This window comes from Streptomyces sp. Root431, assembly GCF_001426585.1.
Classification (GTDB): Bacteria; Actinomycetota; Actinomycetes; order Streptomycetales; family Streptomycetaceae; genus Streptomyces; species Streptomyces stackebrandtii.
This window is the reverse complement of the sequence record NZ_LMEI01000007.1, coordinates 299396-311621: the sequence shown is the minus strand read 5'-3', so window position 1 is coordinate 311621 and position 12226 is coordinate 299396. Positions and strand designations below refer to the sequence as shown.

The 12226-nt window shown below is 71.6% G+C and carries 10 protein-coding genes and 2 tRNA genes; 4 read left to right on the top strand and 8 right to left on the bottom strand.

What is annotated here, in order from left to right:
- Positions 1-25 precede the first annotated feature (25 nt).
- A complete protein-coding gene (locus tag ASC82_RS08670) occupies positions 26-445 on the top strand; it encodes a Fur family transcriptional regulator (RefSeq protein ID WP_056643907.1) in 420 nt (139 codons plus the stop codon).
- Positions 446-577: 132 nt separating this feature from the next.
- Here ASC82_RS08670 and ASC82_RS08665 read toward each other — a convergent pair.
- From ASC82_RS08665 to ASC82_RS08650, 4 genes are all read right to left on the bottom strand, one after another.
- Positions 578-651, bottom strand: a tRNA-Met gene (locus ASC82_RS08665).
- 60 nt (positions 652-711) lie between these two features.
- Positions 712-2727 (bottom strand): SEL1-like repeat protein, encoded by a 2016-nt coding sequence (locus ASC82_RS08660; protein ID WP_056643905.1) that lies wholly within the window; start codon positions 2725-2727, stop codon positions 712-714.
- A 202-nt stretch (positions 2728-2929) separates the two neighbouring features.
- Positions 2930-3003 (bottom strand) — tRNA-Met (locus ASC82_RS08655).
- Between the two features lie 45 nt (positions 3004-3048).
- Positions 3049-5940 carry a UPF0182 family protein gene (locus ASC82_RS08650; RefSeq protein WP_079039160.1) on the bottom strand — a complete coding sequence of 964 codons (2892 nt, stop codon included), beginning with the start codon at positions 5938-5940 and terminating at the stop codon, positions 3049-3051.
- A 135-nt stretch (positions 5941-6075) separates the two neighbouring features.
- On the opposite strand from ASC82_RS08650, the gene ASC82_RS08645 reads away from it, so the two are divergent.
- The gene (locus ASC82_RS08645; RefSeq protein ID WP_056643902.1) at positions 6076-6627 is read left to right on the top strand and encodes a PPA1309 family protein; all 552 of its coding nucleotides are present in this window, start codon (positions 6076-6078) and stop codon (positions 6625-6627) included.
- 136 nt (positions 6628-6763) lie between these two features.
- Here ASC82_RS08645 and ASC82_RS08640 read toward each other — a convergent pair whose 3' ends face one another.
- The 4 genes from ASC82_RS08640 to ASC82_RS08625 all read right to left on the bottom strand — a co-directional run bounded on the left by ASC82_RS08640 (position 6764) and on the right by ASC82_RS08625 (position 10064).
- Positions 6764-7852, bottom strand: a complete 1089-nt coding sequence (locus ASC82_RS08640) for a PDZ domain-containing protein (protein ID WP_056643900.1) — start codon at positions 7850-7852, stop codon at positions 6764-6766.
- 75 nt (positions 7853-7927) lie between these two features.
- Positions 7928-8062 carry a hypothetical protein gene (locus ASC82_RS31355; protein WP_277914781.1) on the bottom strand — a complete coding sequence of 45 codons (135 nt, stop codon included), beginning with the start codon at positions 8060-8062 and terminating at the stop codon, positions 7928-7930.
- 312 nt (positions 8063-8374) lie between these two features.
- Positions 8375-8836 carry a molybdenum cofactor biosynthesis protein MoaE gene (locus ASC82_RS08630; protein ID WP_024759046.1) on the bottom strand — a complete coding sequence of 154 codons (462 nt, stop codon included), beginning with the start codon at positions 8834-8836 and terminating at the stop codon, positions 8375-8377.
- 118 nt (positions 8837-8954) lie between these two features.
- Positions 8955-10064 carry an SDR family oxidoreductase gene (locus ASC82_RS08625; RefSeq protein ID WP_056643896.1) on the bottom strand — a complete coding sequence of 370 codons (1110 nt, stop codon included), beginning with the start codon at positions 10062-10064 and terminating at the stop codon, positions 8955-8957.
- 208 nt (positions 10065-10272) lie between these two features.
- Between ASC82_RS08625 and ASC82_RS08620 the strand changes: the two genes are divergently transcribed.
- Complete coding sequence (locus tag ASC82_RS08620; protein WP_056643893.1) at positions 10273-11703, top strand: zinc-dependent metalloprotease; 1431 nt, start codon at positions 10273-10275, stop codon at positions 11701-11703.
- Positions 11700-12224, top strand: coding sequence for an NUDIX hydrolase (locus ASC82_RS08615; RefSeq protein ID WP_056643890.1), 525 nt, complete (start codon positions 11700-11702; stop codon positions 12222-12224). The genes ASC82_RS08620 and ASC82_RS08615 overlap by 4 nt, the downstream gene beginning before the upstream one ends.
- The last annotated feature ends 2 nt before the right edge of the window (positions 12225-12226 follow it).

Here is a 12226-nt window from a genome sequence, read left to right as displayed (position 1 = left end):
TCCCTCGACTGTTAGGCTGGCGCCCATGAGTGACCTGTTGGAACGACTGCGCGGACGCGGCTGGCGGATGACCGCGCAGCGGCGTGTCGTGGCCGAGGTCCTCGACGGTGATCACGTGCACCTGACCGCCGACGAGGTCCACGCCCGTGCCGTGTCGAGGCTGCCCGAGATCTCTCGCGCGACCGTGTACAACACGCTGGGCGAGATGGTCACCCTCGGCGAGGTCATGGAAGTCGCGACGGACGGCCGCGCCAAGCGGTACGACCCCAACGCCCACCGCCCGCACCAGCACCTGGTCTGCGGCCGCTGCGGCGCCATCCGCGACGTCCACCCGGCGGGCGACCCCATGGCGGACCTGCCGGACACCGAGCGCTTCGGCTTCACCATCTCGAACGTCGAGGTCACGTACCGCGGCATCTGCCCGAGCTGCGCCACGACGGCCTGACGCGCCACACACAGCCACGAGAAGAGCCCCCGCTCCGGCGGGGGCTCTTCTCGTCGTGCACTCTCCCGTACGGGAACACGACGAAGGCCCGGATCCGATCGAAATCGGATCCGGGCCTTCGTTGCTACTGAGTAGCGGGGACAGGATTTGAACCTGCGACCTCTGGGTTATGAGCCCAGCGAGCTACCGAGCTGCTCCACCCCGCGTCGGTAAACCCGACTCTACGGGACCTCCCCCGACCAGCGCAAATCCTTTCCCACCAGGGGTTACGCGGTCAGCTCCTGGTGCAGCGCCTCGCTCAGCCGGGCCGCGCGCTCGGCCACCTCCGCCGGGCCCAGCTCCACCGCGCGGGCGCACCAGTGCCGCCCCTCGGTGAGCTCGCCCCGGCGCGCCGCGAGCAGCGCGAGCCGGAGCGCGGCGCGGCCGTGGCCCGCCCGCGCGGCACGGGTCCACCAGAGGGCGGCCTCGCGCTCGCTGCCCTCGCGGGCGAGGAGCAGCCCGAGGTTGAAGGCGCCGTTGCGGCTGCCCGCCTCCGCCGCCTCGCGGTACCAGCGGTCGGCCTCGGCGAGGTCGCCCCGGCCGGCCGCGAGCATCCCGACCCGCACCTGGGCACGCCGGTGCCCCTGCTGGGCGGCGCGCTCGTACCACTCCTCGCACTCGGTCTTCTCGTCCCGGGGCGCGCCGAGCACGGCGGGGCCGGGCTCGGGGCGGCGCGCGTCGAGGACCGTGGCCAGCCGGAAGGCGGCCTCGGCGCTGCCACCGCCGGCCGCGCACCGCAGGTGCCGCTCGGCGGTCCGCTCGTCGCCGTCGCGCAGGGCGGCGATGCCGACCTGGAGGGCGGCCTCGGTGTGCCCGGCGGCGGCGGCCCGCTCGTACCAGACCAGGGCCGTACGGTCGTCGTCGCGGCCCGCGTGGAGGATGCCCAGGTTGAAGGCGGCGTCGACGCTGCCGGCCTCGGCGGCCTTGGAGAACCACGGCTCGGCGCCGTTCGCGTCGCCGGCCTGGAGGAGCAGCACGGCGAGCGCGTTGGCGGCCTCGCGGTGGCCCGCGTAGGCGGCGCGGCGGTACCACTGCTCGGCCTGCGGGATCCGGTCCTGGGCGGCGCAGAGCAGCCCGAGGTTGTACGCGCCGTTGACGTCGCCCGCGTCCATGGCGGCCCGGTACCAGCGCTCGGCGGTCTGCTGCTCGCCCCGGGCCGCGTGCAGCGCTCCGAGGGCGTTGGCGGCGTTCCCGTCGCCGTCCTGGGCGGCGCGCAGCCACCACACGGCGGCGCTCTCCTGGTCGCCCGCGTCGCGGAGGAGGAAGCCGAGGGCGCAGGCGGCCTTGGCCTCGCCCTCCTTGGCGGAGCTCAGGTACCAGCGGCCGGCCTCCTTGAGGTCGCCGCGCTTCTCCAGGATCGCGCCGAGGTGCAGCGCGGCACGCCGGTGCCCGCGGGCGGCGGCCTGCCGGAACCACTGCTCGGCCTCGGTGAGCTCGCCCTTCGGCGGGGCGGAGTCCGTGATGCCGCCGGGTCCCGCACCCGCCGGAGGGGCCGTGACGGCTCCCACGACGCCACCGGGCACCCGGAGCCGGGAGCCGGTGTCGTGCGGTCCACGGCCGCTGTCGTGGGGCCCCCGGCCGGTCTCGTGCGGTCCGCGGCCCGGCTCGGTCGCGCGGCGCTCCAGGGCGAGCGCGAGGCGGTACGCGGCCTCACGGTGGCCCTGCTCGGCGGCGGCGCGCAGCCAGCGCTCGGCGCCGACGTCGCTGCGGTGCTCCAGGAGGTCGGCGAGGGCGTAGGCGCCCAGGGCGTGGCCCTGCTCGGCGGCCTGGCGCAGCCAGTACTCGGCGGCCGGCTCGTCCCCGCGCTCGCGGTGGTGGCGGCCGAGGGCGTGTGCGGCGGGCGCGGAGCCGGCGACGGCGGCGACCCGCCACCAGCCGGCGGCCTCGTCGGCGTACCCCCGCTGGTGCAGCAGGACGCCCAGGTTGTTGGCGGCGGCACGGTCCCCCTCGGCGGTGGCGCCGCGCAGGAAGGGCTCGGCGCCGTCGAGGTCACCGCGGCGCAGCAGCAGCGCGCCGAGCGCGCTCATCGAGGCGAGGTCTCCGCGCTCGGCCGCGCGCCGGTGCCGCGCCTCGCTCTCGGTGTCCGTCTCGGTCTCGGTGTCGGCATCGGTCTCGGCGGTGGTGTCGACGGCCGCATCGACGGCCTCTACTGCCTCGATGATCTCGTCTGCGGCGTTTCTGGCGTGCCGCTGCACAAACCGCCCTGTCTCCAACAGAGTTGCCCTGTCCCCCATAAATACCATCGTCGCACCACCCGCAACCCGAGCACACCTGGTATACCGCAGCCAGTGAGGTCACTCAGCGTTTTGTCGACATGCCCACAGAGAGACAAGTCAAACACGCCTCACACCAACTCGCCCCCTCCGTACCGCTCTTCGGTGCCCCCCGTCATCTCGACACACGACGAGGGCCCGGATCCTTATGGATCCGGGCCCTCGTTCTGAGTAGCGGGGACAGGATTTGAACCTGCGACCTCTGGGTTATGAGCCCAGCGAGCTACCGAGCTGCTCCACCCCGCGTCGGTGAAACCACAGTATCACGACGCGGGGAGGGAAAACCTCAGGTCAGCCGCCTGATCCCGTGCTCTTGAGCTTCGCTCCGGCGTCCGCCGCGCGCTGGAGAGCCTCCTGGAGGTCCTCCTGCGCCTTGCCGTACGCCGTCCAGTCGCCCTTCTGCAGCGCCGCCTCACCCTCGTCGTACGCCTTCTGGGCGTCGGCGATGGCCGCCTTCAGCGCGGCGTCGTTCGACGTCGGCGGCGGAGGCGTGGTGCCCGGCGGCGGGGTCGTGGGCTTCGTCGGTGCGTCCACCCCGAAGACCGCGTTCAGCGCGTTGGTGAGGTTGTCCTCGAACACGGTGGTGTCCTTGGTCGTGTCACCGTCCGGCTGGTCCGCGTCCACATAGGACACGGCGACCTTCTTCAGGAGCGGGTAGAGCGCGTTCCGCCCCTGGGCGTACACCGGCTCCACGTACAGGAACCCGCCGTCGAGCGGCACGGTCAGCAGGTTGCCGTACTGGATGTCGGAGTCGGCGCCCTTCATGTCCCGGACGAACTGGGCGACGTCCGGCAGACCGTTGAGCTTGCTCTGCACCTGGGCCGGGCCCGGCACGTCCTCGGTGACCCGCAGCAGTCTCAGCCGGCCGTACTCCTTGCTGGTGGCGTCGGCGTCGACCGCCATGAAGCCGCCCAGGTTGGGCCGGCCGTTCGGCGTGAACGTCGTCGTCAGCGAGAAGCGCTGCGCCGTGTCCCCGGGCATCTTCATGCTCAGGTAGTACGGCGGGACCGCGTTGCCGTCCTTGTTGGTCGGGTCGTCCGGCACCTGCCAGGCGTCCGAGCCGCTGTAGAACTGCGCGGGGTCGGTGACGTGATAGCGGGTCAGCAGCTCGCGCTGGACCTTGAACATGTCCTGCGGGTAGCGCAGGTGCGCCATCAGGTCGCCCTTGATCTCGGACTTCGGCTTCACCGTGTCCGGGAAGGCCTTCATCCAGGTCTTGAGGACCGGGTCCTGCGTGTCCCACTCGTAGAGGTTCACCGTGCCGTCGTAGGCGTCGACGGTGGCCTTCACCGAGTTGCGGATGTAGTTGACCTGGTTCTGCTGGGCAACGACGGCGCGCTGCTGGTTGCCGACGGTCAGGGAGTCGGCCGTGGTGTCGCCGAGCGTGGTGCGCGAGGCGTAGGGGTAGCCGTTGGTCGTCGTGTAGGCGTCGACGATCCACTGGATCCGACCGTCGACGACCGCCGGGTAGGCGTCGCCGTCGATGGTCAGCCAGGGCGCGACGGCCTCGACGCGCTCCTTGGGCGTGCGGTTGTAGAGGATCCGCGAGCCGTCGCCGATGGCCCCCGAGTAGAGGATCTGCGGCTCGCTGAAGGCCACCGCGTAGGCGGCGCGGTTGAACGCGCCGGAGAGGCTGACGCCGCTCTTCTCCTTGTAGCTGGTGGTCTTCTCGCCGTTCTCCTCGTAGTCCAGCTCCTTCTGCGGGCCGCCCACGATCGAGTACTGGTCGGTCTTCTCGCCGTAGTAGATCCGCTGCTGGTACGTGCCGAGGTCACCGGTCGTCGGCAGGCCGGACTCGGTGAAGACCGGGGAGCCGTTGGCGTCGGTCGTCGTGCCCGCGGCCATGATCGCGCCGTAGCCGTGGGTGTACGTGAAGTGGTCGTTGATCCAGTTCCGCTTCGGGATGCCCTTGATGTTGAGCTCCCGGAGACCGACCACGGTGTCCTTGCCCTGGTAGCGGTCCACGTCCAGGGTCGTCGGGAACTGGTAGTACTTCCGCTTCTGCTCCAGCTGCTGGAACGTCGGCGAGACGATGTTCGGGTCGAGGACGCGGTAGCTGGCCGCCGAGTCGGCGTCCGCACGGAGCTGGTCCTTGGCCTTGACCGTCGACTTGCCCGAGTAGTTCTCGGGCTTCGTCGAGTCGATCGCGTACGCCTTGCGGGTCGCGTCGATGTTCTTCTGGATGTACGGCGCTTCCTTGGCCTGCTCGTTCGGCTGGACCTGGAACTTCTGCACGATCGCCGGGTACAGGCCGCCGATCAGGATCGCGGAGAGCACCATCAGGCCGAAGCCGATCACCGGCAGCTGCCAGGTGCGGCGCCAGAGCGTCGCGAAGAACAGCACGGCGCAGATCGCGGCAATGCAGAACAGGATGGTCTTCGCCGGCAGGTACGCGTTGGCGTCGACGTACCGCAGACCCGTCCAGTTGCCGGTGGCCTTGAAGTCGCTGGACTTCACCGCCAGGCCGTACCGGTCGAGCCAGTACGCCACGGCCTTGAGCGAGACGAAGACGCCGAGCAGCACCGAGAGGTGCCCGGTCGCGGCGGCGGTCGCGCGGGCGCCCGGGCTGGTGATCCGCAGTCCGCCGTACAGGTAGTGCGTGAGCGCGGCGGCGATCAGCGACAGGACGGCGGCGGCGAAGCCGAAGGCGAGGAGGAAGCGGTACCAGGGCAGGTCGAAGGCGTAGAACGACACGTCGAGCCCGAACTGCGGGTCCTTCTGGCCGAACTTCACGCCGTTGACCCACATGAGCCAGGTGCGCCACTGGCCCGAGGCGGAGGCTCCGGCGATCAGGCCCACCAGGACCGTGACCGCGAGCAGCACCCACTTCTTGAAGGGGGCGACCCCCATCCGGTACCGGTCGAGGCTCTGCTGCTCCAGCGACATCGCGCTCAGCGGCGGACGCAGCCGGTACGCCAGCCAGATGTTGAGGCCGACGGCGAGCCCCATGAGGAGACCGAAGACGGCGAAGAGGCCGATCTTGGTCCACAGGGTGGTGGTGAACACGGACGAGTACTCGACCGAGCGGTACCAGAGCCAGTCCGTCCAGAACCCGGCGAACATCACGAACGCCATGGCCAGGACGGCCAGCACCCCGAGTGTCATGAGCAGGGTGCGGGCCCGCCGGGACGGCCGGCCGACTCTCATCCTCGGCCCGGACGGGCTACCGCCGCGGTCCGGCATCTGGAAAGCCAACGTGCGCCCCTCGATGTTGATGCGTCTGAAAGCAGGCCCCGCGATCGTAGAGCCCACTGATGCAACTTACTGAGGCTTTACCTAGTTCCCGTCTTCGGGGGAAGAGGAGGCAGGATATTGGTCATGTCCAACGTTTCCCCCTCAGGCCCGGCGATGGCCGCGAGCCCCCTCACCCGCGCGGTACTCGAGATCGACGAGTACGCGTCGGGTCTCGGCTGGGACCAGCCGGCCCGTCTGTTCGCCCTCGTCGACACCGCACGGCTCCGCGCCAAGGAGCCCGCCCTCGCCTCCCAGCTCGGCCTGGGCGACGACGCCACCGCCTTCACCCCCATCGAGCAGGACAAGCTGCCGCGCGGGAAGCCGCTCGACGACTTCCTCGGCACGATCGCCTGGCCCGCCTCCGTCGCCGGCTGCGCCCTGACCGTGGAGCGGCTGATGCTGCCCCCGTCGGCGGAGTCCCAGGTCCCGCAGGGGCTGAGCGAGAAGCAGCTCGCCAAGTGGGTCGCCGCGCACCCGGACCGCCAGGAGGTCCGGATGACCGTGGCGGTGCTGCGCGGCGGCGCCCGCGAGGCGGCGATCCGGCTGCGCGAGAAGGACTCGACGACCGAGGTCCTGACCGGCCCCGACCTGGTGCCGGGCCTCGCAGAGGCGCTGGCGGCGACCTTCGAGTCGTAGTCACGCCGGAGCCGCGCCGGTCCCCGGCGACGGTACGAAGAGGGGGCGCCCGGTCTGCTGACCGGGCGCCCCTCGTCCGTATCCGGGTCCGTATCCGGGTCGTACCCGGGCCGTATCCGGGTCCTTTCCGGGCCGGTCAGCTCTTCGAGCAGCTCGGCAGGTTCGTGGTGTCGCCCTTGCGGAGCTTCTCCAGCGACTTCGTGGCGTCGTCGATGGTGTCGACCTTGATCAGGGTCAGGCCGGCGGGCGTGTCGGAGGCGGCGGACGCGCAGTTGTCGGCGGGGGTGAGGAAGTACTCCGCGCCCGCGTTGCGCGCGCCGACCAGCTTCATGTCGATGCCGCCGATCGGGCCGACCTTGCCCTTGTCGTCGATCGTGCCCGTGCCGGCGATGAACTTGCCGCCGGTGAGGTTCTCCGGGGTGAGCTTGTCGACGATGCCGAGGGCGAACATCAGGCCGGCGCTGGGGCCGCCGACGTCGGCGAGGTTGATGTCGATGGTGAACGGGAAGACGTGGTCGGTCCCGGCCTGGATGCCGACGATGGCCCGGTCGCCCTCCTCGGAGGTCGCGGTCTTGATGACCACCTTCCGGGTGACGGTCGGCTCCTTGCCCGCCTTCTCGGCCTCGGCCGCCTCCTTGGCGGGGACGATCGTGAAGGCGACGTCCTGGCCGGGCTTGCGCTTCGTGACCTGCTCGGCGACATCGCCCGGCTCGGTGACGGCCACGCCGTCGACGGCCTTGATGACGTCACCGGCGTGCAGCTTGCCCTCCGCCGGGGAGTCCTTGACGACGGTGGCGACGACGACGCGGCTGGTCACCGGGATACCCAGCTCCCCGAGGGCCGCCACCTTGGCGCTCTCCTGGGACTGGCTGAACTCCTCGGCGTTCTCCTGGCTCGACTCTTCCTCGGTCTTGCCGTCCGGGTAGAGCGTGTCGTGCGGCACCACCACGTTGTCGTGGGCGAGCCAGCCGTAGACCGCCTCGACGGCGTTCATCTTGTAGTCCGCGCTGGTGACGCGGACCGTCGTCATGTTGAGGTGACCGTCGGTCGGGTAGGTCTTGCGTCCGGAGATCGAGAGGACGGGCTCTCCCCTGGCCTCTCCCAGCGTGTTGACCGTGGGGCCGGGACTCATCTCCGCGTACGGCACCGGGATCAGGACGCCTGCGATGAGCAGACAGATCAACACCAGGGTGGAGGCGAGCATCGTCGCGGTGCGGCGTGGCATGGAACGACAGTACGGGACTCGTCTGTGGGTGCACCCCTGGGGCGGGCCGTACGGGGCGGCCGGCGGGGCGCCGCGTCAGCCGGACGGCGACGTGGAGACGGGGGTGACCGTCGTGGCCGGCTCGCGCTCCTGGACGACGGAGCCGTCGGTCGTGATGTGGGAACGCTCCATCGCGTCCCGGAAGCGTGCGTAGCCCGCGAGCTCGGCCACGTCACCTATCGTCTTGTTCCTCGAAGCCCAGCTTCCCCATATCGCCGCGCCGACGACTGCGAAAAGCGGAATCAGCAACCAGGCCAGCGCTGCCATCCCGGCCTCCCATCCCCAGTGAGTTGATCAGCAGATTATTCATCTGTGGCATCAACGCTCGCGCCTGGGGACCGGTTACGCAAATCGGGCGTTCGGCTACGCGCTGTCGGCGCGCCGCCTTGCGGGCCCGACGCGGACCCGACGCGGACCCGACGTAGACCCGAAGCCTTCCGGAAGCAGGGCCGAACCGCGTCCGAGCCGCTTCCGGCAAGGCCTTCAGCAGGCCCCGACCCACTCCTCCGTGCCGTCCGAGAAGGTCTGGTGCTTCCAGATCGGGACCTCGTGCTTGAGGTCGTCGATCAGCTTGCGGCAGGCCTCGAAGGCCTCGCCGCGGTGGGGGCAGGAGACGGCGACGACGACCGCGATGTCACCGATCCGGAGGTCGCCGACGCGGTGGACGGCGGCCAGCGCGCGGACCGGATAGTTGGCGACGACCTTCTCGGCGACGCGGCGCAGCTCCGCCTCGGCGGAGGGGTGGCAGGAGTAGCCGAGCCCGTCGACGTCCGCGCCTCCGTCGTGGTTGCGCACGGTGCCGACGAAGAGCGTCGTGCCGCCGGAGGCGTCGTCGCCGACGGCCCGGAAGACCTCGTCCACGGAGAGCGGGGTCTCCCGGATCGCGAGGAGCTTGATCGGGTCGGCGGCGGCCTGCTCGCCCGGGTGGTCGTGGGTGCGTGCCATGCGCCCATGGTGCCGCACATCCCCGACATCCCGGAATAGCGGTTTCGACCGGTCGTCGGAACCCTCCGTAGGAGGGTTCTACAGGCCGCCCGTCCGGGCGGCCCGCTCCCGGCGCGGGTCAGATCCCGCGGCGCTTCCGCATCTGCCGGACGAGCGCCGCCGTGCCGAGCAGCGCCACCGTCGCACCGGCCGCGCCGGCCGCCGTCGCGTCCTTGCGGCCCAGCCGGCGGCCGGCGACCGTGTGGCGGCCCTCGACCTCCTCCAGGAGCGAGGCGAGGACCTCCTCGTTCGTCCACTTCGGCCGCCAGCCGGCGTCGTGCAGCCGTCCGACGCTGACCACCCAGGGGTGCATGGTGTACGCGAGGTCGCCCGCCGGGGACGGGGTGAGCCCGATCCGATGGAGGCGGGCCGCCGCGCCGAGGGCGACGGCGGAGGGGAGCTCCATGCGCCGGATTCCGGAGAGCTCCTCGACCTCCTCCTGCTCCAGCCAGCCCTCGCAGCCCACGGCGAACTCGCCGTCGACCTTCTCCAGGGCCGCGTACTCCAGCGCGCTCACCAGGTCGTCGACGTGGCAGAACTGCCAGGTGGGCCGGGAGCCGGCGACGACGAGCAGCCGGGGCGACTCGAAGTAGCGGGTCAGCGCCGTGTCCGTACCGCCGACGAGGACGGCCGGGCGGACGACGGTGACGTTGAGGCCGGGGTGCGCGCGGGGGGCCCGGCGGCCGAGGCGCTCGATCTCCAGCATGTCGCCGACGCCGGTGGCCTCCGCGGTCGCCCTGAGCTCGGCGTCCTCGGAGAGGGGGATGTCGTTGTCGGGCAGGGCGCCGTAGACCATCGCGGAGGTGCAGAGCACCACGCGGTGCACGCCGGCGGCCGCGGCGGCGGTCAGGACGGTCTGCGTGCCGCGCACGTTGTAGGCCGTTCGGGCGGCGGGGTCGGTCTCCAGGTCGAGATCGACGGCGAGGTGCACGACGACGTCCGCGCCGCGCAGCTTCTCCGCGATGGCCGGATCGCGCACGTCGAGGATGTGCCACCGCGCCTCGGCGACCTCGCCGCGGCGCTCGTCGATCGCGATGACCTGCTTGATCTCGTCGGAGGCGGCAAGGCGCCTGGTCAGCAGCTCACCCACGCCGGAAGCGGCGCCGGTGACCGCGACGACGGGGCCGCGCGCGGCGGACCGGGTTGAGGGGTTTCGCGCTCCGCGAACCTGAGGATCTGGGGAACTCACCGGGCGTCTCCAGCGGTTGTCTTCAGTACGTACACGCATGACGCGTACGGACCAGGTGGCGTCCATCCTGCCGCAGGGCACGACCCGGCGGAGCACCGAGCCCATTTCCGGCCCGGATGTCAGGTGGTGTGCGGGGCCCGCCCATCGGGCCCTGGTCGGGCAGTCGCCGTCGGCAGGAGGCCGGCGGCCCTAAGAGCCGAGGAAACCTGTGAGTGACACCCCATTCGGATTCGGCCTTCCGCCGGAGGAGCCGGACAACGGCGACGAGGGCAAGAAGAAGGACCCCGCCGGAGGTGGCCAGGGCTCCGGCAACCCGTTCGGGGCGAACCCGTTCGGTTTCGGCGGGCTGCCCGGCATGGGCGGTCCTGGCGGCGCGGACAATCCCTTCGCGGCGATGTTCGGCTCGCTGAACCCCAACGATCTGGGTGCGGCCTTCCAGCAGCTCGGGCAGATGCTGAGCTACGAGGGCGGTCCCGTGAACTGGGACATGGCCAAGCAGATCGCCCGCCAGGTGGTGGCCCAGGGGACCGCCGACGGCACCAAGGACGCCAGCGTGGGCCCCGCGGAGAAGTCCGCGGTCGAGGAGGCCGTGCGCCTGGCCGACCTGTGGCTGGACGGCGTGACCTCGCTGCCCTCGGGCGCGAGCACGGCGGTGGCGTGGAGCCGCGCGGAGTGGGTCGAGGCGACGCTGCCGGCGTGGCAGCAGCTCGTGGACCCGGTCGCCGAGCGGGTCGGCGCGGCGATGGGCGATGTCCTGCCGGAGGAGATGCAGGCCATGGCCGGCCCGCTGATCGGCATGATGCGCTCCATGGGCGGCGCCATGTTCGGCCAGCAGATCGGGCAGGCCGTGGGCGCGCTCGCCGGTGAGGTCGTCGGCTCGACGGACGTCGGTCTGCCGCTCGGCCCGGCGGGGCGCGCGGCGCTGCTCCCGCTGAACGTCGAGGCCTTCGGCAAGGACCTGGGCGTGCCCTCGGACGAGGTGCGGCTCTACCTGGCCCTGCGCGAGGCCGCCCACCAGCGGCTCTTCGCACACGTGCCGTGGCTGCGGGCGCATCTGTTCGGTGCGGTCGAGGGGTACGCGCGCGGGATCAAGGTCGACACCTCGAAGCTGGAGGAGGCGGTGGGCCAGCTCGACCCGACGCATCCGGAGCAGCTGCAGGAGGCCCTCCAGCAGGGCATGTTCCAGCCGGAGGACACGCCGGAGCAGAAGGCGGCCCTGGCCCGTCTGGAGACGGCGCTCGCGCTGGTCGAGGGCTGGGTGGACGCGGTGGTCCACGAGGCCGCCAAGTCCCGGCTGACCTCGGCGGACGCGCTGCGCGAGACGCTGCGCCGGCGCCGGGCCTCGGGCGGTCCCGCCGAGCAGACCTTCGCGACGCTGATCGGTCTCGAGCTGCGTCCGCGGCGGCTGCGGGACGCGGCGCGCCTGTGGGCCTCGCTCACGGACGCGCGCGGGGTCGACGGCCGGGACGGTCTGTGGGAGCACCCGGACATGCTGCCGACGGCGACCGACCTGGACGACCCGGACGGCTTCGTGCACCGCGAGCACCTCGACTTCTCCGAGCTCGACAAGATGCTCGGCGAGGCGGCGAAGGGCGACGGCGGGAAGGGCGACGCGGAGGACGGGGACGACCAGGCGTGAGTCTCTTCGACGACGCGGTCCTCGTGCTGAAGGGGTACGAGGGCCAGCCGGAGCTGCGTGACGTCTATCTGGAGCACCTCGCGGCCCACCCGGACGGCATGTACAAGCCGTGCGGGGCCGGTCACCTGACCAGCAGCGCGCTGGTGATCGATCCGGCGCGGGAGCGGGTCCTGCTGACGCTCCACAAGAAGCTGGGCATGTGGCTGCAGATGGGCGGCCACTGCGAGGACGGGGACGCGACGGTCGAGGCGGCCGCGCTGCGCGAGGCGACGGAGGAGTCGGGCATCGCGGGGCTCACCCTGCTGCCGGGCGGTCCCGTGCGGCTCGACCGGCATCCGATCCCGGCGCCGTGCCACTGGCACCTGGACGTGCAGTACGCGGCGCTGGCGCCGGCCGGTGCGGTGGCGGAGATCAGCGAGGAGTCGCTGGACCTGCGCTGGTTCGCGTACGGGGAGGTGGCGGACGTCGCCGACACGTCGGTGGTCCGTCTCATGGAGGGCACGCTCGCGCGGCTCTCCTAGAG

Coding starts and splice junctions, on each gene's coding strand:
- ASC82_RS08650 (WP_079039160.1), bottom strand. CDS start 5,940: ATGCCGGACCGCGGCGGTAGCCCGTCCGGGCCGAGGATGAGAGTCGGC.
- ASC82_RS08670 (WP_056643907.1), top strand. CDS start 26: ATGAGTGACCTGTTGGAACGACTGCGCGGACGCGGCTGGCGGATGACC.
- ASC82_RS08645 (WP_056643902.1), top strand. CDS start 6,076: ATGTCCAACGTTTCCCCCTCAGGCCCGGCGATGGCCGCGAGCCCCCTC.
- ASC82_RS08630 (WP_024759046.1), bottom strand. CDS start 8,836: ATGGCACGCACCCACGACCACCCGGGCGAGCAGGCCGCCGCCGACCCG.
- ASC82_RS08640 (WP_056643900.1), bottom strand. CDS start 7,852: ATGCCACGCCGCACCGCGACGATGCTCGCCTCCACCCTGGTGTTGATC.
- ASC82_RS08660 (WP_056643905.1), bottom strand. CDS start 2,727: ATGGTATTTATGGGGGACAGGGCAACTCTGTTGGAGACAGGGCGGTTT.